The 26,260-nt window shown below is 52.7% G+C and carries 17 protein-coding genes; 11 read left to right on the top strand and 6 right to left on the bottom strand.

Annotation, left to right across the window (positions count from 1 at the left end):
• Positions 1–27 precede the first annotated feature (27 nt).
• Complete coding sequence (locus MRBLPB4O_RS06810) at positions 28–195, top strand: DUF2897 family protein (protein ID WP_003252762.1); 168 nt, start codon at positions 28–30, stop codon at positions 193–195.
• A gap of 257 nt (positions 196–452) precedes the next feature.
• Here the strand turns inward: MRBLPB4O_RS06810 and MRBLPB4O_RS06805 are convergent, their stop codons facing one another.
• Entirely contained in the window at positions 453–788 is a 336-nt protein-coding gene (locus MRBLPB4O_RS06805; protein ID WP_341797887.1) for a ComEA family DNA-binding protein, read from the bottom strand.
• A gap of 685 nt (positions 789–1,473) precedes the next feature.
• Between MRBLPB4O_RS06805 and wecB the strand changes: the two genes are divergently transcribed.
• From wecB to MRBLPB4O_RS06760, 9 genes are all read left to right on the top strand, one after another.
• Positions 1,474–2,616 (top strand): UDP-N-acetylglucosamine 2-epimerase (non-hydrolyzing), encoded by a 1,143-nt coding sequence (wecB, locus tag MRBLPB4O_RS06800; RefSeq protein ID WP_341797886.1) that lies wholly within the window; start codon positions 1,474–1,476, stop codon positions 2,614–2,616.
• Positions 2,613–3,875, top strand: a complete 1,263-nt coding sequence (gene wecC, locus MRBLPB4O_RS06795; protein WP_341797885.1) for a UDP-N-acetyl-D-mannosamine dehydrogenase — start codon at positions 2,613–2,615, stop codon at positions 3,873–3,875. Before wecB ends, wecC begins: the two co-directional genes overlap by 4 nt.
• A gap of 13 nt (positions 3,876–3,888) precedes the next feature.
• On the top strand, positions 3,889–9,966 hold the full coding sequence (locus MRBLPB4O_RS06790) for a glycosyltransferase (RefSeq protein WP_341797884.1): 6,078 nt from the start codon (positions 3,889–3,891) through the stop codon (positions 9,964–9,966).
• Positions 9,967–10,008: 42 nt separating this feature from the next.
• Positions 10,009–10,443 carry a hypothetical protein gene (locus MRBLPB4O_RS06785; protein ID WP_341797883.1) on the top strand — a complete coding sequence of 145 codons (435 nt, stop codon included), beginning with the start codon at positions 10,009–10,011 and terminating at the stop codon, positions 10,441–10,443.
• Between the two features lie 57 nt (positions 10,444–10,500).
• Complete coding sequence (locus MRBLPB4O_RS06780) at positions 10,501–11,727, top strand: glycosyltransferase (protein ID WP_341797882.1); 1,227 nt, start codon at positions 10,501–10,503, stop codon at positions 11,725–11,727.
• Between the two features lie 2 nt (positions 11,728–11,729).
• Positions 11,730–12,896 (top strand): glycosyltransferase family 4 protein, encoded by a 1,167-nt coding sequence (locus tag MRBLPB4O_RS06775; protein WP_254612393.1) that lies wholly within the window; start codon positions 11,730–11,732, stop codon positions 12,894–12,896.
• A 52-nt stretch (positions 12,897–12,948) separates the two neighbouring features.
• Complete coding sequence (locus tag MRBLPB4O_RS06770) at positions 12,949–14,256, top strand: hypothetical protein (protein ID WP_341797881.1); 1,308 nt, start codon at positions 12,949–12,951, stop codon at positions 14,254–14,256.
• 74 nt (positions 14,257–14,330) lie between these two features.
• Positions 14,331–16,064, top strand: a complete 1,734-nt coding sequence (locus tag MRBLPB4O_RS06765; protein ID WP_341797880.1) for a hypothetical protein — start codon at positions 14,331–14,333, stop codon at positions 16,062–16,064.
• The gene (locus tag MRBLPB4O_RS06760; RefSeq protein ID WP_341797879.1) at positions 16,055–17,398 is read left to right on the top strand and encodes a hypothetical protein; all 1,344 of its coding nucleotides are present in this window, start codon (positions 16,055–16,057) and stop codon (positions 17,396–17,398) included. Before MRBLPB4O_RS06765 ends, MRBLPB4O_RS06760 begins: the two co-directional genes overlap by 10 nt.
• Before the next feature lie 99 nt (positions 17,399–17,497).
• Here MRBLPB4O_RS06760 and MRBLPB4O_RS06755 read toward each other — a convergent pair whose 3' ends face one another.
• Entirely contained in the window at positions 17,498–18,565 is a 1,068-nt protein-coding gene (locus tag MRBLPB4O_RS06755; RefSeq protein ID WP_341797878.1) for a DUF6270 domain-containing protein, read from the bottom strand.
• A 600-nt stretch (positions 18,566–19,165) separates the two neighbouring features.
• Between MRBLPB4O_RS06755 and MRBLPB4O_RS06750 the strand changes: the two genes are divergently transcribed.
• Entirely contained in the window at positions 19,166–21,136 is a 1,971-nt protein-coding gene (locus MRBLPB4O_RS06750; protein ID WP_341797877.1) for an acyltransferase family protein, read from the top strand.
• A 151-nt stretch (positions 21,137–21,287) separates the two neighbouring features.
• Here the strand turns inward: MRBLPB4O_RS06750 and rfbA are convergent, their stop codons facing one another.
• From rfbA to MRBLPB4O_RS06730, 4 genes are all read right to left on the bottom strand, one after another.
• Positions 21,288–22,169: a glucose-1-phosphate thymidylyltransferase RfbA gene (gene rfbA, locus MRBLPB4O_RS06745; protein WP_341798861.1), complete on the bottom strand. Its 882-nt coding sequence runs from the start codon at positions 22,167–22,169 to the stop codon at positions 21,288–21,290.
• 5 nt (positions 22,170–22,174) lie between these two features.
• On the bottom strand, positions 22,175–23,071 hold the full coding sequence (rfbD, locus tag MRBLPB4O_RS06740) for a dTDP-4-dehydrorhamnose reductase (protein WP_341797876.1): 897 nt from the start codon (positions 23,069–23,071) through the stop codon (positions 22,175–22,177).
• Positions 23,068–24,138 (bottom strand): dTDP-glucose 4,6-dehydratase, encoded by a 1,071-nt coding sequence (rfbB, locus tag MRBLPB4O_RS06735; protein WP_341797875.1) that lies wholly within the window; start codon positions 24,136–24,138, stop codon positions 23,068–23,070. Before rfbB ends, rfbD begins: the two co-directional genes overlap by 4 nt.
• Positions 24,139–24,240: 102 nt before the next feature.
• Positions 24,241–26,238: a nucleoside-diphosphate sugar epimerase/dehydratase gene (locus MRBLPB4O_RS06730; protein WP_341797874.1), complete on the bottom strand. Its 1,998-nt coding sequence runs from the start codon at positions 26,236–26,238 to the stop codon at positions 24,241–24,243.
• Between the last annotated feature and the right edge of the window lie 22 nt (positions 26,239–26,260).

The raw sequence follows: 26,260 nt of genomic DNA, 5'->3' as shown, positions 1-26,260 counted from the left end.
CCCACCACCCGTTTAAGGAGAACGACAATGCCCTGGTATGCCTGGCTGATCCTCATCATAGCCCTCGGCTCCATCGTCGGTGGGCTGATGATGCTGCGCGATACGGCAAAAAAACTGCCACTGACTGAGGAGCAACTGCGCAAGGTGCATGAGCGCAATGCCGAAGCGGATGCCAAGGATGCGCAAGACCGCTGAAAGGTTTAAGCATTGAGTTTTACAGCCATTTTTTCAGGCGGCTTTTTGACGAAAACCGAATAGTACTTTTAACCCATTGTTTTATGGGATTTTTACCTCATTAAGCTTTATCCCTTCCAAACAAAAAACCGCCCCTGCCCCAATCACTCTTCAACAAGGAAGGTGGTCCAGGCAGGAGCGGCCTTGAGTCGCGACGGACTGCAAAGCAGCCCCGTTTTCTAAAAGGCAACCCCACCCGCAGGCTGCCTTGCTGCCCCTTACTCCACCATCACCTTGTCCCGGTTACGCTCCAGCAACGCGTTCCCGATCCCCTTGATTTCCAGCAGTTCATCCACCGAAGCAAACGGCCCATTGGCCTCGCGGTAAGCCACGATGGCCTCGGCCTTGGCCTTCCCTATCCCGTTCAGCTCCTTCTGCAAAGTCAGCGCATCGGCCTTGTTCAGATCCAGCCGCAGCCCTTGCTGGGCCTGGGCTTGAGCCACTACCGGCACCGGCTCGAGCACCGCCGTGGCGCTGGCCGGGGCCGCGCTAAGGGAAAAAGACAGGCTGGCGAACAGCGGCAGCAGCAGGTACGACAGAACGTTGTTACGCATTGATGAACACTCCTTGGGTTGGTCATTTTCCAGCAGCCGTTTTCCTTCGGCTGCGCAACAAACCCTAGCGGTTCTGCGAATTTGCAAACAGCGACTCGGCCCATTTAATCGTTACCGAATCCAACAGTAAAAAAAGCAACTTTGGCCACACGAAAATGATGGCGTTACGCCATATTTCAAGTTAACTTCATGAAAAAAAAGCGATAGCAAATCGCCGCCAGGTAAATTCCCGTTTAACCTGGGTTTCATTCAGACCAAACGCTGTTGTTTTTCCTACGAGCCTTGCCGGACAAGGCCCCCACCCGTTCGTCGTATACCTGAGTGATATCGACTTCATTGGCATGATGTCTGAATAACATCAAACAATCGTTTTTGTTGATCATTTAAACATAAATAGGATCCAATCCATCGATACTTGTCGGCATTTTCCTTCGATCAGGGGAAAAAAACGTGCCAGATGGGATGTCATAGTGATGACGAAATGATAAATTTGCGGACATAGGACAACCGCTTCGCTTGAAGGATCCGAGCAGAATGAATTTTTTTTCACCTCCCCCCTTGGCCGTGCCCGATTTCCGTCGTGCTGCGCCACCAGGCCACCCCAGGCCGATCTGAGTAACACCCGAGATCCTTACCGTTAGCGCCAGTTCCAACCGCCTTCACTCTCATACAGAAGACCGTCGCCGTGTCCCTCAAGACCCTCATCGTATTTGGCACCCGCCCAGAAGCCATCAAAATGGCACCGCTGGCCCTCAACCTTGCCCAGGACGACCGTTTCGAGTCGCGCGTCTGCGTTACCGGCCAGCACCGGCAGATGCTTGACCAGGTACTGGAACTGTTCGAGATCACGCCCGACTACGACTTGAACATCATGAAGCCCGGCCAGGACCTGACCGATGTGACCACTGCCATCCTGCAGGGCCTGAAACCTGTGCTGGCCGAGTTCAAGCCCGACGTGGTGCTGGTGCACGGCGACACCGCAACAACCCTGGCCACCAGCCTGGCCGCCTACTACCAGCAGATTCCGATCGCCCACGTGGAAGCAGGCCTGCGCACCGGCAACCTGTATTCGCCTTGGCCAGAAGAAGGCAACCGCCGCCTGACCGGCGCCCTGGCCGCCCTGCACTTCGCGCCTACCAGCAACTCGCAGGACAACCTGCTGCGTGAAGGCACCGACCCCGCGACCATCTACACCACTGGCAACACGGTGATCGATGCGCTGCTGGAAGTAGTCCGCAAGCTGGAAAGCCCAGCACTGAAAAACCAGTTCGAAGCCCAGTTCAGCTTCCTGAACCCGGAGCGCCGCATGGTTCTGGTCACCGGCCACCGCCGCGAGAACTTTGGTGGAGGCTTCGAGCGTATCTGCCAGGGCCTGGTACAGACCGCGCGTCAATTCCCTGACGTGGATATCGTCTACCCGGTCCACCTGAACCCGAACGTACGCGAACCGGTTAACCGCTTGTTGGCCGACGTCAACAACATCCACCTGATCGAGCCGCTGGACTACCTGCCGTTCGTCTACCTGATGACCCGCTCGTACCTGATCCTCACCGACTCCGGCGGCATCCAGGAAGAAGCCCCTGCACTGGGCAAGCCGGTACTGGTCATGCGTGACACCACCGAGCGCCCTGAAGCCGTGGCAGCAGGTACCGTCAAGCTGGTGGGCACCGATGTGGCATCGATCACCGAAAACCTGGCGAAACTGCTCACCGACGAGTCGACCTACCGCGAGATGAGCTTCGCCCACAACCCCTACGGCGATGGAAAAGCGTGCGCGCGAATCCTCGACGCACTCTCCGCATTCTCTAACTCCAAGGACGCAGCATGAGCTTCAACAAGATTTCCGTCGTCGGCCTGGGCTATATCGGCCTGCCAACCGCTGCCGTTTTCGCCGCCCGCAAGAAGCACGTGATCGGTATCGATGTTAACCAGCACGCGGTCGACACCATCAACCGTGGCGAAATCCACATCGTCGAGCCTGAGCTGGACATGGTGGTACACGCCGCCGTAACCGAAGGCTACCTGCGCGCCTCCACCGTGCCGGAAGCAGCCGATGCCTTCCTGATCGCCGTGCCGACGCCGTTCATGGATGACCACCAGCCGGACCTGAGCTACATCGAGTCCGCCAGCAAGGCCATCGCGCCTGTGCTGAAAAAGGGTGACCTGGTCATCCTGGAGTCCACCTCCCCGGTCGGCGCTACCGAGCAGATGGCGTTCTGGCTGGCCCAGGCCCGCCCAGACCTGAGCTTCCCGCAGACCCACGGTGAAGACTCCGACGTGCGCATCGCCCACTGCCCTGAGCGCGTACTGCCGGGCCACGTGCTGCGCGAGCTGGTGGAAAACGACCGCATCATCGGTGGCATGACCAGGAAGTGCTCCGAAGCAGCCGTACGCCTGTATCGCACCTTCGTCGAAGGCGAGTGCATCATCACCAACGCCCGCACCGCCGAAATGTGCAAGCTGACCGAAAACAGCTTCCGTGACGTGAACATTGCCTTCGCCAACGAACTGTCGATCATCTGCGACAAGCTGGATATCGACGTGTGGGAGCTGATTCGCCTGGCCAACCACCACCCGCGCGTCAACATCCTGCAGCCTGGCCCAGGCGTGGGCGGCCACTGCATCGCCGTGGACCCATGGTTCATCGTCAGCCAGACCCCAGAGCAGGCGCGCCTGATCCGCACCGCCCGTGTGGTCAACGACAGCAAGCCTGAGTGGGTGATCGACAAGGTCAAGATGGCCCTGGCCAACTTCCTGATCAAGAACCCGGGCAAGTCGGCCCAGCAAGTGAAGATCGCCTGCTACGGCCTGGCCTTCAAGGCCGACATCGACGACCTGCGCGAAAGCCCGGCACTGAGCATTGCCGAGCGCCTGGGCAACGAACTGGAAGCCACCCTGCAACTGGTCGAGCCGAACATCGAAGCGCTGCCACAGCGCCTGGCGCATCACGAGCACGTGGACTTCATCTACGCCCTGGACAGCGCCGACATTCACGTGCTGCTGGTGAAGCACCGCGAATTCCGCGGCACCTTCAACGTACGCGATGCAGCGTTCGTGATCGACGCCGCTGGCGTAACCCAGGGCTGATGGACCAAACCGCATGAATAACCCCACGCTTGAGAAACCTACCGTGAACACAGAGCTGCCTTCACCTTTGGCCGATATTCATGATCGCGTGATGGAAGCCTATTACGGCAAGCTGGGGGATCAGTTCATGCGCGAAACGCAGTCCCGCATCCATTGGATCTGCGCCCAGGTCAAAGGGCGCCGGATCCTGGATGTGGGCTGCTCGCAGGGTATCGTGCCCCTGCTGCTGGCGCGGGAGGGTTGCCAGGTCACTGGGGTAGACAAAAACTCACAAGCCATTGAAGAGGCCAAGGATTACCTGTCTGCCGAGCCGCCCCGCATCCAGCAGAACGTCACGTATATCAATTCAGACTTCCTCGCGCTGGATTCGCTCGAGGCTGAACCGGACACCGTAGTCATCAGCGGAGTACTCGAATACCTGGTGCGCCCGGAACTGTTCGTCGAAAAGGCCTACGACCTGCTCAAGCAGGGTGGCCGGCTAGTGATTACCGTACCGTTCGGGGTCAATGACCCCATTGACCACAAGCACACGTTCTACCTGATGGAGCCGTTCCAGCTGCTGGCCGAGCACTTGCACATCATCGAAGTGAAGATACTGGGCAAGTGGCTGGGGATAGTGGCCGTTAAGAGTGAAGCGCATAAGCCGAGTAGCATCGACTCGCTGACTATCGAGCGTGTACGTGAGCTGGAGAAGGCGTTTGAGTCGATTGAGCGCACCTTGCGCGAGAGCCTCGTTTCGATCGGTGCTCAACTGTCAGACGCTAACAACAAGTACACGAGCGCCACCGAGGAAATTGCCCAACTGAAGCCTGAGGCGAAAAAGGCTGAAGCACTCTCCAACCAGTTGCAAATGCGCGATGCTGATATCGAGGCACTGCAGAAGTCCAATCTTGAAATTCTCGAAGCTAAAGCTCAGCGAGTCCGGGAGCTGGACGCTATCAAGGAGAAGCTGGACGAGGCAAACCTCAAGTATCGTGGAGCTAACGAGCTAATAGGTCAGATCAGACCTGAAGCGCAAAAGGCTGAAGCGCTTTCACATCAACTTCAAGTTCAGCAACTGGAGTTCGCCACACTAGAACAGTCAGCACGCCACTCTTTAGAAGCTAGCGTTCGTAACGTTCAAGCGCTAAACGAAGAGCTTAATTCGCTTAGATCCCAACTAGGGGAAGCCAATCAAAAATACTTCTCAGCTACTGAGCAGTATACCCAGCTTGAGCAGCAGTTTGCAGCACTTGAAGAAGCTCGGCTGCAGAGTGTTACGGTGGCTGAGCAGCAGCACAACAAGCTGAAAATAGAGAACGCGCAAGCGAACGACAAACTCAAAGCAGCTAACGAAGAGCTGAGCCAAAAGGTTAATGTCAATGCACAACTGAATGTCGAACTGCATAACGCAGTAGATAGATCAAAAGCATTGGAAGAGCAGTTACAGGCTGCCCATTGCCAACTGGATCAAGCACAGAAAGATTCTGATCTTCATGTAACCCGAATCAACCAGCTAAGCTCGGCATTGAACCAGCGCAGTGGCGAGCTGGAAGCGCTGCAGCAACTGCACGAATCGACTCAAGAGCAATTGCAGAGCGCTGTGCACCAACGCACTGACGCGGAAGAGCGCGCGGTGTCAGGAGCCGCTAGCCTCGCAGCTCTTCAGGTCCAGCATGAAGCACTGTTATGCCAGTTGCAGGAGCTATCCGAAGCAAATGCACAGGCGAACCAAATTAATGCGACCCATGTAGAAACCATTGCTGCCTTACGCAAGGGCCAATCCGAGCTTGAAACAGAGCTGGAATGTCAAGTGGAGCATCTGGGCAGTTTGTTAGCGCAAAGCCAACAAGTGGTAGAAGACCAGACTAATATCAACACGGCGCTGCGCACGCGTCAGGCTGAACTCGAAGCCGAAATGGAAAGCGAATTGGAGTATATGAAGGAATTGCAGGCTCAAAGCCAGCGCGCCAACGCAGCGCAGGCCGAAATCATCGCGCTGTTGAAAACTCGTCAGGTAGAGCTGGAGGCAGATCTTAAAGATCACCGACAGGCTATGAATGAACTGCAAAACCAGAGTTTCGCGCAACAGACATCACAAGCTGAAACTATCGCCAAGCTGCACACGCGCCAGGCGGAGCTGGAAGCTCAACTGCTACAGCTTACCGAAGCTCAGGCTCGTGCTGTGCGCGAGCACACCGCTCAGGTAAATACCATAAATAGCCTAGTTGAGCACCGCAGCATTTTGGAAGGCCAACTTCAAGCCTTGGAGGTTGTGAGTTCAGAGGCGCAAGTAGCCAAAACTGAACAGGCTGAAGCTATTGCTTCTCTCTCTCAGGCAAAGGAAGAACTTGAGGAGCAGTTGGCGCTAGAAATCGCCAGTCGACAAGCGGCCGAGGCGAGTCTCGCGGCCACAAACGAGCAATGGCAAGTACTTCGCATGCAGCTCGAGAGCGAGTTGAACTCGTCGAAGGCAGGACTGGGGGCCGCGAACCTTAAGTACCGCACCCTCAATGCTGAGCACATACCGCAATTAAAGGCCAATCTCAAGCAATTGCTGGATCGCAGCTCTAGCCAGCAGCGTAAAATTGATGAGCTCAACGCCAATCTGGAACGTGCTAATACTCAGCGCCACTTGGCAGAGCAGCGCTTGGTCAAAACACGCTCAAGCATGACTTACCAGCTAGGCTATCAGATCAAGAACAGTGCAAACTCCTTGGGCGGTCTGGTCAAGCTTCCTGTACGCCTTCTGCGCCTTTACCGCAAAGCTAACCAGCAACGTCAGCAGAACGAGCAAAAGTTGCTAGGAAATGAGCCGCTCAAGGCTCTTCTGCCACCAGCACCGGTGGTTCAGGACGACAGTTATCTGAAGCTGCCTGTTGCACTGCCGAGCAGTGAACGGAGCCGTTCTACCCTGCTGCGCCAATCCGACAAACCCGTAAGCCGCCTGAAAGTGGCGTGCGTTATGGATGAGTTCACCTTCGGTTCCTATCGCTACGAATGTGACCTCATGCAGCTCACTCCTGGCGGCTGGAAAGCAGAGCTGGAGGGTTTCCGCCCTGAGCTGTTGTTCATCGAGTCCGCCTGGCGCGGCAAGGATGAACTGTGGGGTAGCAAGGTAGGCCACAACAGCCAGGAACTGCAGGACATCCTGAACTGGTGCCGTCAGAACAAGGTGCCGACCGTATTCTGGAACAAGGAAGACCCGGTTCATTTCGAGACCTTCCTTACCACTGCCAAGCAGTTCGACCACGTGTTCACCACCGACATCGACTGCATCCACCGGTACAAGGGTGCGCTCGGTCACGACCGTGTCTACCTGCTGCCGTTCGCCTGCCAGCCAGCGCTGCACAACCCGATCGAGCTGTACGAGCGCAAAGACGCCTTCTGCTTCGCCGGCGCTTACTACGCCCGTTACCCGGAGCGTACCCGCGACCTGGGCAACTTCGTCTGCGAGCTACCGAAGTTCCGCCCGCTGGAAATCTTCGACCGCAACTATGGCAAGAACGACGCCAACTACCAGTTCCCCGAGGAATACCAGCCGTACATCGTCGGCACCCTGCCCTTCGAGAAAATCGATACGGCTTACAAGGGCTACCGCTACGCGATCAACCTGAACTCGATCAAGCAATCGCAATCGATGTTCGCACGTCGCGTGTTCGAACTGCTGGGCTGTAACACCATTACCGTCAGCAACTTCTCGCGCGGTGTGCGCCTGCTGTTCGGCGACCTGGTGGTCACCACCGACAACGGCGAAGAAATGCTGCGCCGTCTGCAACTGCTGGCCGAAGACCCGCTCAACAGCGACAAGCTGAAGCTCGCCGCCCTGCGCAAGGTGATGCAAGAGCACACCTATACCCAGCGCCTGGAATATGTGCTGAGCAAGGTCACTGGCACCGTGAAGGCTCAACGCCTGCCAGAAATCGTGGTCGTTGCTGAAGCACAAGACCGTCAGCAGTTCGACATGCTGCGCGCTCACCTGAACCGCCAGACCTACAGCCAGGTACGCATGGTCATCATCACCGATGCTTACCAGAGCAGCATCGTGAGCGACGACCCGCGCATTCTGGTGCTTAAACCTGCACAGCTGAAGAAAACCAGCCTTGGCGAGCTGGTCGGCAATACGCCTTGGGTAGCCGGCTTTGTACCGGGCGACTACTACGGCCCTAACTACCTGTTGGACCTGGCCCTCGCTACTCGCTACAGCCAAGCACAGGTCGTGGGTAAGGCCGCACACTTCACCAGCGAAGGCCAAAATGCCCAGCTGCAGTCAGATGGACTGGCATACCGCCCGGCTCAATCATTGAGCGCACGTCGCTCGCTGGTGGCTACTGAAAACGTTGCCGGCCAACCGCTGCGCACTTGGTTGAAGAGCCTGCCATCGCTGCAATACACCCATGAACAAGGCCTGGCGATAGATCCGTTCAACTACTGCGAAAACGGCGCCGCACAGCACGAGGCTATCAGCGCCAAGGTGGACGACCTGGAGCTGAACCTTGGCATGACCATCGACCAGCTTCAAGCGCGTGCCCAGGCCATTGCCCCCCTGGAAGACAGCCACGATTCACCAGAAATCACCGGCCGCGAACTGGCGGAGATGTTTGGTGCCAAGCACAGCAAGTTCCTGAACCTGGCGGTGGATGTAGATAACTGGCGCGTCAGCTCCACGTTGGCAGATGGCAAGCATGAGTACGTGTACGCCCTGAAAGAAGTAAGCCTGGATCAACTGAATCTCGAAGACCGACAGCTCAAGCTGTACCTCGACTGCACGCCCGGCCTGAACTTGCAACTGGTGGTCTTGTTCCTGGATGCTGAAAAGCAGCGGATCAGCCACGTCATGCAGCATGCCAACCGCAACCAGACATCCGAGGTACCACCGGAAGCCGCCTTCGTGCGTTTCGGCCTGCGTGCCTACGCAGCCGGCAATACCGAGATCAAGGCGCTGGTGCTTGGCCACCGAGATTTGCAGCCTTCGGAAATGCTGGGCCGCTCGAAGCACTTGGTCGTTACCAATCACTACCCGGCTTATGCTGACCTGTACCGCAACGGCTTTGTTCATAGCCGAGTGATGGCCTATCAGGAACAGAACGTTAACGTTGATATATTCCGTCTGCGCAAGAACGAGGCTGTCAGCTATCACGAGTTCCAGAACGTTGATGTGGTGACTGGGTGCCAGTCTACGCTCGCCAAGATGCTGGAAAGTGGCCAGTACAAGAGCGTTCTAGTGCACTTCCTGGACCCTGACATGTGGGAGGTACTCAAACGCTTCACTCACATGGTCAAGGTGGTGGTGTGGGTACATGGTGCAGAGGTTCAGCCTTGGTGGCGGCGCGAGTACAACTACTCAGATGAAAACCAGTTGGCAGTCGCTAAAGTTGAAAGCGAAAAACGCATGGCGTTCTGGCGTGAGACGCTGACCAACATGCCAGCCAATCTTAAATTTGTCTTCGTATCCCGTTACTTCGCTGAAGAGGTGATGGAGGACGTGGGCTTCCGCATCCCTGAAGATCAGTACGAAATCATTCACAACCCTATTGATACTGATACATTCTCTTATCGTGAAAAGCCGGCATCCCAACGATTCAAAGTCCTCTCCATTCGCCCGTATGCGTCAGCCAAGTATGCAAACGACTTGAGCGTGGAAGCGATTAAGATACTGTCTCGGGAAAAGTACTTTGAAGATATTGAATTTAGAATGATCGGTGATGGTGCTCTGTTTGATGAAACACTCGCAGACCTCCGCCAATTCAAGAATGTAAAAATTGAGCGTGGATTCTTGCGGCATGAGCAAATTGCAGCACTTCATAAGGAATATGGACTGTTCCTCTGTCCTACGCGAATGGACGCTCAGGGCGTTTCACGCGATGAAGCCATGTCGTCAGGCTTGATTGCAGTGACCAACGGAGTGACCGCCATACCAGAGTTTGTAGACCATGAGTGCGGCATCCTTGCAGACGCCGATAACGCCCAAATGATGGCTGACGGCATTAAAAAAATTATTGAATCACCTGATTTATTCAGCAAGATGTCACACGCTGCACACAAGCGGGTACTGAGTCAAACTGCCAAAGGTCAGATTATTGAGCGAGAGCTCAATATCATTACCGTATAGACCCCTCCTAAAACGACCACTGATAAAGCAAGAATTGAATATATGCACACTAAACTGAAAGTAACAGCAGCCGTCCTCCTCTCCCTTTCCCTGTTCGGCTGCGGCTCGGGCGAAGAAAAAAGTGCTCAAGCTCCTGTGGCAGAGAAGACCGTAAATACTTACGCAATCGTGCTGCCGAGTGGGGACACCCTGAACACGACTGGCGAGGCCTTCCGAGAATATGACCGTGAGTCGACGGACGGCAAGGTTAAAAACTATGAGATTTTCTCTAACGCCATCGCCAAGACTACAGAAAACGCAGTCTACACTCAGCTCAAAAACCTTGGCTTCAAGCGAAGCGTGATGGAAGATAGCGCCACTCAATTCAAGGTTCACTACAAAAAAGAAGGTTCCTCGACAATCGGCGCAATTTACACCGAAAGTGGCGAAAGCAGTGCTCCAGTCACCAAAATGAAGATGTACTTCAGCGCTTCCTAATTTCGACTAAGTGCTCTTATAAGCCACATTACCAAATAAAACTGTATAGGTAGAAAAGTGACAAAGGTCGCGATGATTGTTTGGAATGAATTCGTCAATGACGCAAGAGTATTGAAGGAAGCTCAAACACTCGCGACCTCACACTACGACGTTAAGGTTTTCGCGCTTCACACGCCTGGAAAAACCCTGGCGAATGAAGTTATACAAGAAAACCTTAGCGTACTTAGAATTGCACGCTCCCCTTTTTGGCGCTGGAGAAAGGCAAAATACAAAGCCAATGTGCGCGAAGTAGTTTCGAAGAGCATCCCTGAACATGCTCATGTTTCCCTCCTGAGATTGATAGCCAGAGCCTGGACCCACTTAGGGCTTCTGGTAAATATAATTTCGTTCCGACCAGACGTGATTCACGCACACGATGTAAACACTTTGCCAACCGCGTGGCTGGCAAAACTAGTTACCGGTGCAAAGCTGGTCTATGATGCACATGAAATTAGCACCAGCCGTGAAGGGTACGCTAAATTCAAAAAAATTGTTGCTCTCGTAGAGCAGCATTTGATTCCTCGCGCTTCTGCAGTTATCACAACGACGGACACACGCGCAAAGTACCTGGCTCGGTTATACAATGTGAACCGCCCCCTTACGCTTCAAAACCGCCCTCGCTTTGTAGAAAGTACTAAAACCCGAATTCTGCATGAGCAGCTCGGGCTGACGGAGGACTGGCCAATCGTCCTTTATCAAGGTGGAATTCAAAGCGGCCGCGGTTTAGAGAAACTTGTCCGCTGTGCCAAACACTTCCAACCTTGCTACGTGGTCCTGATTGGAGGCGGCCGCCTGACTCAGAAGCTGCTGGATATCCGTGAGTCGCTGGAGCTACAAAGCGTAGTCCATTTCATCCCGACTGTTGCACTTTCGGATCTTCCTCATTATACAGCTGCAGCCGACATCGCCGTACAGCCCATTGAAAATACGTGCTTTAACCATTTCAGCACTGACTCGAACAAACTATTCGAGTACATCATTGCGGGCGTACCGTCTGTGGCGACTAATTTTCCGGAAATACGGAAGATTATCAATGAATACCACGTTGGAATTCTTGCCCCCGATAACGATGACGACGGCTTTGTGGATTGCGTAAATAAGCTACTTGACGATAGGAACCTGCGCACTTTGCTTTCAGAAAATGCTAGAAAATCCGCTGAAGCACTGAGCTGGGAATCCCAAGAACACCTGCTCATAGGCCTGTATCAAAAAATCCTGTCCACTCGCCAGGATAAGGCTGCCTGATCATGAATATCCTGATATTAAGCTTTTACTATCCACCTGATTTGTCCGCTGGGTCTTTCAGGACGATGGCGCTGGTAAATTCGCTTTTAAAGGATACTGAAAAGCAGGTAACCATTACTGTACTTACTACACAACCGAGTCGGTACAGCACCTATTCGCCCACAGCTTCATCTATTGAAAGATCGGGCGCTGTGACGATTAAAAGAATCCCCGTTGCCCAGCGCGGAAGCGGTGTCTTCGGCCAGGCGCTACTCTTCGCACAATATGCACTAGGTGTTAATCAGGCAATCAAAGGCAAAACATATGATTTGGTGTTTGCCACATCCTCCAGAATGATGACCGCCTCTTTAGGTTCATGGGTTGCTCGAAAGCTCGATGCCAAGCTCTTCCTTGACCTCAGGGACCTTTTGGTAGACGCGCTCCCAGATATGTTGCCGATGCAATTAGGGTCTCCCGCCGCCTGGGTGCTCCATTATGTCGAGCGCTGGACCGTAGTCAGAGCCCAATCTGTAAACTTGGCATCCCCTGGCTTTATTAAATATTTCGAAAAGAAATATCCGGGTATACCCTTCACTGTGCACACCAATGGCGTCGATGACATTTTCATAGAAAAGGTGTTTTCACTACCAAAGCCAAGCGCAGAAAAGTTAAACATACTTTATGCTGGGAATATTGGGGTCGGCCAAGGCCTACATCGTATAATCCCCCAACTGGCTGCACAGCTTACGGACAAAGCGCAATTCGTAGTAATTGGCTGCGGCAGAGCGGCCAATCAATTGAAGGCAACCCTTGCACAATACAAAACAACCAACGTGAAGGTTATCAACCCTGTAAAAAGAGCCGATCTTATAAAATATTATCAGAATGCAGACGTGCTATTCTTACATTTGAATGACTTGCCCTCACTGAAAACAGTCATACCCTCTAAACTTTTTGAATACGCTGCAACTGAGAAACCTATTCTTGGCGGACTGAGCGGATTTTCAGCTGAATTCGCATCAAGCAACATTGCCAACATAGCACTGTTCGAGCCGTGCGATGTCCAATCCGCCATGAATGCACTTCATAAGCTACATATCGGCATGACCGACCGAACAGATTTTATTAGAAAGTTTTCACGGAAAAATATTGTCAAAAAGATGGCAAACGAACTGCTGCAAAAAACATGAATTTTAGCAGCAACCTACTTGCACTCTAGCCACTCACTGAATACATGATAAAATGAATCTTTTAACAACTTTTAAAAATTGCAAACCAAAAAAAGTTAAGCTCAACTTCACGCACGCAGGCATTGAGTATATCTCAACCCTGGGGGAGTCCGAACACGAGTATATTTACTCTGAAATTCTTAATTTTTCGGAATGGTTCAACGACCCTGAAACTGCGACGTTTTCGCTCCTCTGTAAACAAGGCAATTCCGTCAGCGTAGCTTTCTTTTTCTTCGACTCTTCTCAGTCGAAGCTTGATAGTAAAATTTTTCCCTCCAACCAAATGATTTCTTTCAATCCTCCAGAAGGAACGGTTTACTTCCGAGTAGCTCTTCGGGTGTACGGGCCGGCGGAGGATCTTTTAATCGCGATGCTAACGGGCGATAGTGATAGCGTCCTGGCATTGATGACTGAATATAATAGCTTTAACCATACCCCTTTAAAGGCAGAGAGAATATCTTACTCTGAACTGCAACCATTAATTTTCCTAGAAACCCTTTTTTGCGACACAGAATCGAATTCTTCCGCGATTGAAAAGTATTTAAGCTATTTCAAAGGGCTAATTGGCCTGATTGCCAAACAGCAATACCGAAACTTTATTTGGTTCATTCACATCTCCAGTGACAAAGGAAGGGCAATAGATGAAGTCCGAAAAATTGTTGAACGCCTGGATCTTAATAATAACACTGTAATCAACATCTATGACCACCCCGTGGGCGGCTATCAGAATGAACATGAAACACACATTGATCGCCTGCGTCGACCAAACTCGTCCTATCCTGAACTGCGTGAAAAAATATTCGATAATGCACTAGCTGCTGCCGGAATCAATCGGAGTGATATAGCTCCCGAACAAATTCTGGTTCGCGTTGCGATCGATGATGATGACTTTGTGTCACCGCACTATTTCGCCAAGATCGCCGAACTGGCCACTGGACAAGCGCCAGAACTTAATAAACAAACTCCACAAATTGTCATCGGCATCAACCGTGTCTGGATTACCCACCTGACCCCTGGTGGTAACTCGGTCGTGCATGATGTGAAATTCTCGAGAATGATGACCGGCTGTAAGTTCTCAATCTCGCGCGGCATCATTCCTCTGACTCCATATGCAATTTATGAGCGCTTTGAAGAAGTTCAGAACAGTGCTGTGCGGGATATACCTCACAAGATTTGCAGCTTGGATAAGCCGATATTCTCTTACAACCGCCATGGTGGAAATTACTCCAACCAGAACAAAAAAAGCTATTATGATGAGCACTTGGCAACTCACCAGTTCCAAAGCCACAAACAACTTATAGAGTTTATTGAGAACTTTTGATAATTTGTGATTGCCAAGATATCTTCAAGCCTTGGCAATCACTCGATCCTCATGAATGCAATTGGAATGGCACCATGTCGCAATTAAGCGCTGAACTCAACAAAAGCATACGCTGGGCTTTCTCGCTTGGAAAAAAGCTTTTAAGAGCGGCGCCTGTTCAAACGATATCAGTACAAATCATCTATATTTTAAGTCAGGTGCTCCTCCTCCTGGCTTTCTTTCTTCCCCTGAAAGCCATCATCATTGTCAGCTCAGGGAGCATCCCCAGTTACTTCCCTGGAATCATTAAGGCGTACTCACATAACACAGTTGTGATTTGGCTAAGTGCTAGCGCGCTGCTATTTTTTACTGCACATCTGATTTTTGAGTTTTTTGCAACAAGGGTTACGGCCAATGGCGCTCGGTTGTTGATATCCAAAGCCAAGAAGATCTCACTCTTTGATAACCAAGACTCCATTGCGATAAATGCATATTCAAGATTTACTCGCGGCTTGGCCGACCTACTTTTTTTCATCTTGGCTGGTCTTGCGCTTTGCGCTTTCTACCCCCTTATATTCATTCTAATTGCGACATGCAGCACATTGTTTTGCGCCGTCATTTCAGCTATATGCGGACTTTCCACAAAACTGCAAAAGCTAGTTACAGCCCATTATCAGGAAGTCCTTAACTCAGCAAGCGGCTTTATTTTTCTTGTCACGTTCTTCGGCGTGATTGCAGATTTTTTATATTTCACGCCCCCACCTGCATTCACAGCACTCATTTCACTTCTATTAGTCAGGCAATCCTTGCAACGCCTGGTTGGATTTTGCGTCAAGCTTATTCTTCTGAGGCAGCAGCACTATCAGGTTAGTGCATTGTTTTTTCATGACCGTCCATTAGTCATTGCGCCGTCTCAAAAAACAGAGAGTATTCACGCGCTGCTGTCCAATGAACAACGCAACCTCTGGATTCCTGAAATACTACAGCCTCTGTTCCACAATACTTTTACGATTGAAAGCGTTAAACGCTTTCAACTCGGCTATCCTGACATTCATTGTTATGAGATCCACTGTTTCTCGGATGGTATAGCCAGAAACTTTATCATTAAATTGTTTGACACTTCACGCGAGTATCCAGCCTCGCAAGAAAGGTCACTACTTACAGAATTCCCAGAGATCCTTAGCCCAAATCTCTTACAATACGGCCAAGTAAGGGGCTGTACTTATCACATATTCGAGTGCTTAAACGAGCAAAAAATGACTGGAAGAGAATACTACACCAGCTCGCTAAGTTTTCATGCCGCACTTATGTGCTTAACTCCGCCTCAGGTGTTTCTGAAGAAATTTGAAAGATCCAAAAGCTACCTGGAGTCAAGACTCAACAGCGAAATGCTAAAAGAACTAACTTTACACGCCGTTAGCGATGAAGAGCAGCAAAATGTCAATTCTCTACATGAAAGTTTTAACACCATAAAAGAGCGCCTGGGCCAGTCTCCTCGGCAGCTCATTTCTTTTGATGTTACGCCTGATACCTTGCTCGTCGATGACAACAAAAATCTTTCCTGTATTCATTGGGGTAATTGGCATTTAGAACCTCTAGGCGCCAACTGGCCGGTTAATGAGCATCCAAAATTAGCAGAGTCATTAGAACAGGCAGAGGCGATTAGAGCAGGCTCTAAATTTAGCTTTGAGGTAGCTAAACTAGCCTCGTTTATGTATCTATTCGAAAGATTCATGAACAAACGAGACTATCAGTCTGCATTGAATCTAGTGCCCGACATCCTTCATTGCACGAAGGATTCCGCAGGCGTCAAAAATGCATGTCACTGATCAGCACAGTACAGCCTCAACAACCAAGCATAGACTATCAACACGGGTGCTTTGTGAAGACTATTTCCTATGAAGATGATCATATTCGAGTCATATACCATCCCGGTGAAGATGAAAACTTAGTAATTACGTTTGGCGATATGTTTTCGCTGGCAAATGACAATTTCTTTTTCGCTGAAAACCCGATCTCAAAGCGAAATTTGAATGCCATTGGCTTTATGGCCAAAGATCGCAACTGGTATCCATTAGAAAGCGTTAAAAAAGCAGCAGAATACATTACGGAACACATTAACAAGGCACATTTTATCACTGCCTATGGTGGTTCAATGGGCGGTTATGCTGCACTTAAGTTTTCGAAACTCCTGAGTGCTGACAGGGTAATTTCATTAGTACCCCAGTACTCCATAGATCCGAGCGCCATCAAAGACCACCGTTATAATTTTTACTTCAACGAGCAAAACAATGCGAATAATGCGATTCGCCTCGAAGACTTAAGCGGGGAAATATTTATCACCCACGACCCCGCTTTCGCAGGTGATGATCAGCATGTCGAGCAGATCAAAAAACTTGGCTATCCTATTACATACCTCCCACTACGTTTCTCGATGCACGGCGCCACCACAATTCTAGCATGCTCTTCCTTTATCGATGAGATAGTCAGCGCGAAGGAAATGAGGCCCGCAGTTTTGCTCAGCATATACAGAGAGCGACGCCACGCAGTCCCCAGCTATATTGAAAGCTTAGCCGAATACCTTCTAAGAAGGCGCCCAGCTGTTGCCTTGCAACTGCTAGCAACCAAGCTTTCCCGCAATTTAATCAAGGACAATCAGCGCGTTAGAAACACACTTTCAAGTGCTCTACTTAAGAACTATGCGTCATCCAAAAACATCAATGACTATGGGATTTGTAAATTACTGAAGATACGCTGCAAAAGTAAAGAATCCACCACTCACGGCGTACATATCAAAACAACTCACGGCCGAATATTGACATATAACGCGCTAACGAGATCCCTTATGCAAAGTGATGAAGAATGCATAGCGAACTCATCGTTCCTTCATCCGATCAAGATCAACGGGGATAGTGGCCTAGTAAAGGTCAAGTTCAACGAGGGGGAGTCGATCTTGGTGACGCAGAAAAACCAAGTGATCGACATAGCTGACGGCGATGAATATACAGATCGAAACTATATCGTCTACAGAAAAAATTCCGACCACTACATCATATCAAGCGCCACAAAACACCTGAGCTCTTCACCCAATGGCAAATGTGAATTTAACGTAGACCATGTCAGAGCCTGGGAGAAATACATAACACCTAAAGATCAAACATAGTTTTCACTACGCCAAGCTAACTTCCCCTCTCCACGATATTTCATGGGCACCTAGCGCTTAGACGAATTCTATATAACTGTTATTGTGCAAAAGGTTAGCCTAAGCATCTTGGCTAACCAAATTCTTCACCCGGCATTTTGAAGCGAGCTTATGGCCAGCCTCATCCCTATAGAAAACAAGCACTTCTAGACTGCTATTGTCGGCTGGAGCGCAGAACTTCACGCTTCTAGAGCGTCCATACCACCGCACTTCGCGCCCAACACCGTCGACGAGAAGATAAAATGAAAATTCACCATCTTCATATACACAACCCTCTTTTTCGAGAGAGCAGTTAGCAAACACCTCTTTCTCTGTCCGGTACGCTGCAATGCTGAGAACCAACTCAGGAGTAACAAGTGGAGCCTTACGAACTTCGTGCTCCTCCGGTGAACCTCTCCTTTTTTCATCTAATAATTGCGCCAGTGCTTCTTTATAATAACGCTCACTGTAGTGAAATGGTGATGCTCCCCACCGATGATGCTCATCAGCTGATAAAAACTCAGGCGCAAACCTCAAGAACTGATTTGGTTTTAATTCCTTGCTGAGTACATCGTACATCCACGACAGCTCAGCGTTAGCTTTTTCGATAGATGCCTGAGCAACCGGGAATATGGTAACTGAATCAGACTCGAACCTGTTCGCCCAAAAAACCCTGTTCACGACAAGCTGATCGAGCTTATTGAACTTTCGCAGAAGGTCAATGAAACATCTCATACCCTTGAGCCATAAATCACGTCGTTCCAAGGTTCCCTGAGGAATGCGTCTAAAAGCTGACCCCTCAATCTCTTTCAACAAACCGCTTTCTACTAGTTCGTTTGAATGCGTGATGAGCTCGCCCGTTTCCAAGACAAGGATATCAAACCGCTCATCTATGAGATCGACCAGGATGACATCAGCTTCTTTAATGCTTTCCTCAGCACTCAGCAAGCCTTTAGAAAAATCATTGGCGACCATGCGGCGCCGAAAGTCTGACGAAATATTTTCCAAGACCCTGTCATTATGATAAGCCCCACTGCACAGTGCTGCCATAGAAGATCTTGCGAAATATGTACAAAGATTGAACGCTCGACTCTCCTCGAGATTAAATATATCCCTCGAAACACAACTTCCATAAATGAATAATTTCATAAGGTTCGCAAGACCTCCAGTAAAACACGGCCAAATCAAGCCAGTGATACGACATAAAAATCTACCCAGCTGCTGCGCTATAACTATTGCCAGTTTTACGAGCAGCCTTAGCATGCACACATGCTCAACACACTTGGAGCATACCAGACAATCCGATCAAAATCACTACCCTCACTTAATGTTAACAACCTAATCGATGCTCCCATAAAAACTTGCACTGGACACACTTCCGCGGAATATCGACGTTTCTCCAAAAATAAAATTGCTTTATAGAGGGTCGGTGGGCAGGGGACCTTATAACCTCCTCCTTACAGCTAGACGTCACGTATTAATTTGATTTAGTGCACATTTGAGAAGAACGACGCTTGAACATCAATCAGAATTGAGCTGCTGTGGTGTTTAAGACATATGACCGAAATTGCCCTAGTACATACACATCGGGATCAAAGCTTTCCCTCTCACGAACCGATCATTTTTCGATCAAAATCGCAAAAATTCGCAGCCATGATGTAGTTTTCCCCTTACATCACGTAGCCACCATCTGTAAAATCCACGCTTCTACTACTCTTTGCCAGAGCCATGTCGGCCGAAAGGGATTTCATGAGCAACAAAGCACTTGCGTACCGTGCCGATATCGACGGTCTACGAGCATTGGCTGTATTGGCCGTTGTGATTTTCCACTTGAACAAACAGTGGTTGCCTGGCGGCTTCGTCGGCGTCGATATTTTCTTTGTCATTTCTGGCTTCCTTATAACCGGAATTGTTGCCAAACAAGCCGCGAGCGGATCTTTTTCGTTCGCTGATTTCTATATGCGGCGCGTTCGACGCATTCTGCCAGCGGCTCTGCTAGCAACCCTGACAACGCTAGCTTTCGGTTCAATCTTCATGCTCCCAGATGATGCGAAAGCTTTATCGCTATCAGCTGTCGCATCCACTGTATCAGCTGCGAACATCTATTTCTGGAAGTTTCTGGACACCAGCTATTTCGCTGCATCTTCTGACACAGTGCCACTGCTCCACATGTGGTCTTTAGGCGTTGAAGAGCAGTTCTACTTAGTTTGGCCCGCTTTGCTTCTCGTCACGCTGAAGTTCTGGGGTCGCAGGGCGACCGTGGCAGTCGCGTTAGTGCTTGCTGCAGCTTCCTTTGCATATGGCCAATTAACGCTGTCGAGTGATCCTACGTTCGCTTATTACATGTTACCTTCCCGGGCTGGGGAGCTCCTTCTCGGCGGCATCGCATTCTTCTTAACAGATGCGCTCAAAGGTCATGTCAAGGAAATTTATGCCCAAGCTTTGGCTATGCTGGGCTCGTTGCTTTTGATCTGGTCTCTAGCATTTATCCGAGAGACTGAAGGCTTCCCTGGCTTTATTTCAATAGTGCCTGCAATTGGTGCAGCATTGGTCTTAGCCTCGGGGAGCTTCCATAGGACATACGCAGGTAAACTACTATCTTTTAAACCCATGGTCGCAATCGGGCTGGTCTCCTTCTCCCTGTACCTATGGCACTGGCCAGTTTTGGCATTTTATCGTTATGGTTTTGGCGAGCCTGACGTATTTGGCTACGTAATATGCTTATTCTCCATGACTGCGCTGACGCTCTTTAGCTACTTCATGGTAGAAGTCCCATTCAGAAGTAAAAAGAGCTGGAAGTTCACCGTTGCAATCCCAGTTTCGGCGTCATTGGCACTTGCTCTAGCAGGACTTCTATATATAAACAATGGCGTGCTCGGTGCGATCAGCCCAGTTGGATATCAGGCTGCGCTAGCAGCCAATCGTTCAGGCTCCGACCCTGCAGCCGAACTGCCTTATGTTTGCCAGAACGCATTCAAACCTGAACTCTTCACGTCCCCAAAATGCTTGCTTGGCGACATATCCAAACCGCCGACTGCTATATTAGTTGGTGATTCCAATGCTGCGCATTTCGCTGGATACTTAAATATCATTGCATTGAAGCAGGGTATATCCATGAGAAATGTGGAACACAGCGCATGCCCTCCTTTCCCCGGTCAACGCAGCATACGCTATATCAAGGAGGGGTATAAGATAAGTTGCCCATCCTACTTTGCAGAAGTTTTGAACCAAATTAAAAACTACGAAACTGTCATTGTAGGTGCTAGCTGGCCTTCTTACCATCAAGTGGACAAAACAGCATTCTTCGATGATTTTGACGCAATGCTAGACGAACTAGAAAAAGGCGGCAAAAAAGTCATAATTGCCTTAAAAGCACCGACTTTTAACGCTATTGATAGACAGTGCTCGGAAAAAGCGCTGAAGATTCCATACCTCGATTGCGGCAAACGGACGACCTTACCGGATACAGGTGAAATGCGAGTGAACCAAGAGATAATCAAGCGTATTTCTGAAAGAGAGAACGTCTCGTATTTTGGCGTTCGCGACTTGATTTGCAATGGAGTTTCTTGCTCAGCCTTCTCAGGAAAAACTCAGCTTTACTACGATAGCGGACACCTTAGCCGAGTAGGTTCAGAAACTTTAGGCCACCTTGCGATTCAGTCCGGAAAAGTACCGAAATCGCTTCAAGCGCTGTCTCACCCTTCTATTGTTGTAAACTAAGTAACTCGAACAGCCTGCTACCGTCTTCGGTAGCAGGTCTCTTGGCAACTATCTGAGATTACTTTCACCCTGTTTATCAAGACTGGGTAGGCGGATATGATCAGTCGCGCTCTGCCAATTTCTCCACTAACATTAGAAGCATGAAAACAACTCAATAAACCCTATCCCCCACCAACCGCTTCAAATACTGCCCATACCCATTCTTGGCCAATGGCTCAGCCAGCTTCAACAGCTGCTCCGCCCCAATCCACCCCTGCCTGTACGCTACCTCTTCCGGGCAAGCCACCTTCAGCCCCTGCCGGCGCTCGATCGTAGCGATATACCCACTCGCCTCCAGCAACGAATCATGCGTGCCGGTATCCAGCCAGGCATACCCGCGCCCCATGATCTCCACCGACAGCCGGTTCTGCTCCAGGTACACCCGGTTCAAATCGGTAATCTCCAGCTCGCCACGGGGAGACGGCTTGATGCCCTTGGCAATCTCGACCACGTCCTTGTCGTAGAAATACAACCCGGTCACGGCATAGCTGGACTTCGGCTTGGCGGGCTTTTCTTCCAGGCTGATGGCCTTGCCCGTGTCATCGAACTCGACCACGCCATAACGCTCCGGGTCGTGCACGTGGTAGGCGAACACGCTGGCGCCGTCGTCTCGGTCCATGGCGTTGCGCAGCAACTGCTGGAAGTCATGGCCGTAGTAGATGTTGTCGCCCAGCACCAGCGCCGACAGGTCGTTGCCGATGAAGTCTTCACCGATCAGGAACGCCTGTGCCAGGCCGTCCGGGGAGGCTTGTACGGCATAGGTGATGTTGATGCCCCACTGGTGGCCGTCGCCAAGCAGTTGCTCGAAGCGTGGGGTGTCTTGTGGGGTGGAGATGATCAGGATGTCCTGGATGCCCGCCAGCATCAGCGTGGTCAGCGGGTAGTAGATCATCGGTTTGTCGTACACCGGCAGCAGCTGCTTGGAAATTGCCAGGGTCGCCGGGTGCAGGCGGGTACCCGACCCGCCCGCCAGAATGATGCCTTTACGGTTCATAGTGGTCATTTCTCGTGTATTTCCGTGAGCATGCGGGCCACTCCCTGGCGCCAGTCTGGCAGGGTCAGGGCAAAAGCCTTCTGCAGTTTTTGGGTATCAAGACGTGAGTTGAATGGCCGCTTGGCAGGCGTCGGGTAGGCGTCGGTGGTCAACGGGTTGACCTGTTCGGCGTGGGCTTTCAACGCTACCCCTTGTGCCGCCGCCTGCTCGAGCACGAAGCGGGCGTAGCCGCACCAGGTGGTTTCACCGCCGGCCGCCAGGTGGTACAGGCCGGCCAGGGCCGGGTTGCGGCGGGTGGCGGTGATGGCGTGGGCGGTGATGTCGGCGATCAGTTCGGCACCGGTCGGGGCGCCGTGCTGGTCGTCGATCACGCCCAGGCTGTCGCGTTCGGCGGCCAGGCGCAGCATGGTCTTGGCAAAGTTGTTGCCGCGGGCGGCATACACCCAGCAGGTGCGGAATATCAGGTGCTGGCAGCCGGCCGCCTGGATGGCTTGCTCGCCAGCCAGCTTGCTTTCGCCGTAGGTGTTCAGCGGGCCGACGTTGTCGTCTTCGCGCCAAGGCTGGGTGCCCTGCCCCGGGAACACGTAGTCGGTGGAGTAATGCACCAGCAGTGCGCCGCAGTCGGCGGCGGCGCGGGCCAGCACGCCGACGGCTTCGGCGTTTACCTTGAAGGCTTGATCGCGGTCGCTTTCGGCCTTGTCGACGGCGGTGTAAGCGGCGGCGTTGACGATGACATCAGGGGCGTAGGCGCGCACGGTTTCGGCCAGGCCTGGCAGGTTGGCCAGGTCACCGCAGTGCACCTGGCTGCGGCTGTTCAGCGCCAGCACCTGGCCCAAGGGGGCCAGGCTGCGTTGCAGCTCCCAACCTACCTGGCCGTCCTTGCCCAGTAGCAGAATCTTCATGCCGAACGCCCTGCGTAGTTTTTCTCTACCCAATCGCGGTAGTTGCCGGACTGTACATTCTGCACCCAGTCCTGGTTGTCGAGGTACCAGGCTACGGTTTTGCGAATGCCGGTCTCGAAGGTTTCGGCGGGTTTCCAGCCCAGCTCGCGCTCCAGCTTGCGGGCGTCGATGGCGTAGCGGCGGTCATGGCCGGGGCGGTCGGTCACGTAGGTGATCTGGTCGGCGTAAGGCTTGCCGTCGGCGCGGGGGCGCAGCTCGTCCAGCAGGGCGCACACGCGGTTGACGATTTCCAGGTTGGGCTTTTCGTTCCAGCCGCCCACGTTGTACACCTCACCGGTGGTGCCGGCTTCCAGCACACGGCGGATGGCGCTGCAGTGGTCCTTGACGTACAGCCAGTCACGGATCTGCTGGCCGTCGCCATACACCGGCAATGGCTTGCCAGCCAGGGCGTTGACGATCATCAGCGGGATGAGCTTTTCCGGGAAGTGGTACGGGCCGTAGTTGTTCGAGCAGTTGGTGGTCAGCACCGGCAGGCCGTAGGTGTGGTGGTAGGAGCGCACTAGGTGGTCACTGGCGGCCTTGCTGGCCGAGTACGGGCTGTTGGGCTGATACTGGTGGGTTTCGGTGAAGGCCGGCTCGTCGGCAGCCAGCGAGCCATACACTTCGTCGGTGGACACGTGCAGGAAGCGGAACGCCCGGCGGGCCTGTTCATCCAGGCCGCCCCAATGGGCGCGCACGGCTTCCAGCAGGCGGAAGGTGCCGACGATATTGGTTTCGATGAAGTCTTCCGGGCCATGGATCGAGCGGTCGACGTGGGACTCGGCAGCGAAGTTGACGATGGCGCGCGGCTGGTGCTCCTTCAGCAGGCGGGCTACCAGCTCGGAGTCACCGATATCGCCGTGCACGAAGATGTGGCGCTTGTCGCCTTGCAGGCTGCTCAGGGTTTGCAGGTTGCCTGCATAGGTGAGCTTGTCGAGGTTGACCACGGGCTCGTCACTGGCGGCCAGCCAGTCCAACACGAAGTTCGCGCCAATGAAGCCCGCACCACCAGTTACCAGAATAGTCATCGTTCAGTTCTTCCCAATTGCCGCTTTCAAACTTCACTGCGTTTGAAGTTCATGTGGGCGTTGCTTTGCCGGCAACGCCTGTTCTATTTATCAGTTCAGCGTTCAGGGCTCCAGGCGCCGCCGCTGGTACAACCAGTCAACAATTTCCCCGCCCGGCACATAGCCGCTTACGGTGTCGCGCAGCAGCTGGCGCACGGTGGCAAAGTCATCGGCCGCGGTCGCGGTACGCAGTGCATCCAGGCGCTGCTTCAGCACATCCCAGGTCAGGTAGTCTTCGTTGGCGCTCATGATCATGGGGTGGCGCGTGGCAATCACGTTGTCGCCGATCAACAATTCTTCGTACAGTTTCTCGCCGGGGCGCAGGCCGGTGAAGTTGATGGCGATGTCGCCCAGCGGGTTGCGCTCGGAGCGGATGCTGAAGCCGGACAGGTGAATCATCTTTTCGGCCAGTTCCACGATTTTCACCGGCTCGCCCATGTCCAGCACGAACACATCGCCGCCCTGCCCCATGGAGCCGGCCTGGATCACCAGTTGCGCAGCCTCGGGGATGGTCATGAAGTAGCGGGTGATTTTCGGGTGGGTCACCGTCAGCGGCCCGCCGTTCTTGATCTGTTTGTGGAACAACGGAATGACCGAGCCCGACGAGCCCAGCACGTTACCGAAACGCACCATGGTGAAACGGGTCTTGTTCACCTGCGACACATTGCCGGTATCGCCCATCAGTACCGGCGCCAGCTCGTTGCTCAGGGCCTGCAGCACCATTTCGGCCAGGCGCTTGGTGCTGCCCATCACATTGGTAGGGCGCACGGCCTTGTCGGTGGAAATGAGCACGAAGTTCGACACGCCAGCCTGCAGCGCCGCCTGGGCGGTGTACAGGGTGCCGAACACATTGTTCGACAGGCCTTCGGCAATGTTGTGCTCGACAATGGGCACATGCTTGTACGCGGCGGCATGGTAGACGGTGTCTACCTGCCAGGCGCGCATCACGTCGAGCATCTTGGCCTGGTCGCGGACCGAGCCCAGTATCGGGATCAACTGCACGGCCAGGCCTTCGCGCAGGATGCGCTGCTCCAGCTCGCCGGCGATGGTGTACAGGTTGAATTCGCTGTGTTCGAACAACAGCAGGGTACGCGGCGCCTGCCCCAGGATCTGGCGGCACAGCTCGGAGCCGATCGAGCCACCGGCACCGGTCACCATTACGGTCTGGTCGATGATGCAGTGCTGCAGCAGGTCACCTTGTGCAGGCACCGCGTCGCGCCCTAGCAGGTCGGCGATGTCCACTTCCTGGATATCGTCCACCTTGACCCGGCCGCTGGCCAGGTCCATGAAACCGGGCACACTGCGTACGTGCAGCGGGTAGCCTTCGAGCAGGTTGAGGATTTCGCGGCGGCGGCTGCGGCTGACCGAGGGCAGCGCCAGCAGGATTTCTTCGGCGCCGGTGTCGTCGATCATGCGTTGCAGTTGTTCTGGCTGGTACACCTGCAGGCCGGCGATCACCCGGTCGGTGATGCTGCCATCGTCGTCGATGAACGCTACCGGGCGCATGGCCTTGCCCATGCGCAGGGCCGCAACCAGCTGGTTACCGGCCGAGCCGGCGCCATAGATGGCAACCCGTGGCAGGCCATCGTTGCGGTTGGCAAAGGGCACATGCTGTACGGCGGTGGCAAACCAGTCACCGAGGAAGTACTGGCGCATGGCCAGGCGCAGGCCGCCGACCATGATCAGGCTCAGCCACCAGTAGTTAAAGGTGATCGAGCGTGGCACCACGTTTTGATGGTTGCTGGCCCAGTAGATGATGAAGCCCAGGATCAGCGCCGACAGTGTCACGGCCTTGATGATGGCGATCAGTGCGTCATTGCCGAAATAGCGCATGACTGCCCGATACAGGCCAAAGCGGATGAACAACGGGATCGAGATGATCGGCGCGGTGATGAACAACCAGGTGTGGTCCACAACAGGGTTGGCCAGGTCGTCGATGCCCAGGCGCACGACAAACGCCAGCCACAGCGCGAACCAGACCAGAATCACATCAGCCGCTACCTGAATCAGCCGTTTGTGGCGTCTAGGTAGTCCAAGCAGTCTTGAGCGCAGCTTATCCATAGAACCTCTTAGGGCTTTCCAA

The organism is Pseudomonas sp. LPB4.O (genome assembly GCF_038383825.1).
In the GTDB taxonomy this organism is placed as follows: domain Bacteria; phylum Pseudomonadota; class Gammaproteobacteria; order Pseudomonadales; family Pseudomonadaceae; genus Aquipseudomonas; species Aquipseudomonas putida.
Note: the sequence above shows the minus strand (reverse complement) of the source record. Positions and strands in the feature narration are given on the sequence as shown.

Bases quoted from the DNA above. Each gene is read 5' to 3' on its own strand.
- MRBLPB4O_RS06810 (WP_003252762.1), top strand. From the start codon at position 28: ATGCCCTGGTATGCCTGGCTGATCCTCATCATAGCCCTCGGCTCCATC.
- MRBLPB4O_RS06805 (WP_341797887.1), bottom strand. From the start codon at position 788: ATGCGTAACAACGTTCTGTCGTACCTGCTGCTGCCGCTGTTCGCCAGC.
- wecC (WP_341797885.1), top strand. From the start codon at position 2,613: ATGAGCTTCAACAAGATTTCCGTCGTCGGCCTGGGCTATATCGGCCTG.
- MRBLPB4O_RS06790 (WP_341797884.1), top strand. From the start codon at position 3,889: ATGAATAACCCCACGCTTGAGAAACCTACCGTGAACACAGAGCTGCCT.
- MRBLPB4O_RS06785 (WP_341797883.1), top strand. From the start codon at position 10,009: ATGCACACTAAACTGAAAGTAACAGCAGCCGTCCTCCTCTCCCTTTCC.
- MRBLPB4O_RS06775 (WP_254612393.1), top strand. From the start codon at position 11,730: ATGAATATCCTGATATTAAGCTTTTACTATCCACCTGATTTGTCCGCT.
- MRBLPB4O_RS06770 (WP_341797881.1), top strand. From the start codon at position 12,949: ATGAATCTTTTAACAACTTTTAAAAATTGCAAACCAAAAAAAGTTAAG.
- MRBLPB4O_RS06765 (WP_341797880.1), top strand. From the start codon at position 14,331: ATGTCGCAATTAAGCGCTGAACTCAACAAAAGCATACGCTGGGCTTTC.
- MRBLPB4O_RS06760 (WP_341797879.1), top strand. From the start codon at position 16,055: ATGTCACTGATCAGCACAGTACAGCCTCAACAACCAAGCATAGACTAT.
- MRBLPB4O_RS06755 (WP_341797878.1), bottom strand. From the start codon at position 18,565: ATGAAATTATTCATTTATGGAAGTTGTGTTTCGAGGGATATATTTAAT.
- MRBLPB4O_RS06750 (WP_341797877.1), top strand. From the start codon at position 19,166: ATGAGCAACAAAGCACTTGCGTACCGTGCCGATATCGACGGTCTACGA.
- rfbA (WP_341798861.1), bottom strand. From the start codon at position 22,169: ATGAACCGTAAAGGCATCATTCTGGCGGGCGGGTCGGGTACCCGCCTG.
- rfbD (WP_341797876.1), bottom strand. From the start codon at position 23,071: ATGAAGATTCTGCTACTGGGCAAGGACGGCCAGGTAGGTTGGGAGCTG.
- rfbB (WP_341797875.1), bottom strand. From the start codon at position 24,138: ATGACTATTCTGGTAACTGGTGGTGCGGGCTTCATTGGCGCGAACTTC.
- MRBLPB4O_RS06730 (WP_341797874.1), bottom strand. From the start codon at position 26,238: ATGGATAAGCTGCGCTCAAGACTGCTTGGACTACCTAGACGCCACAAA.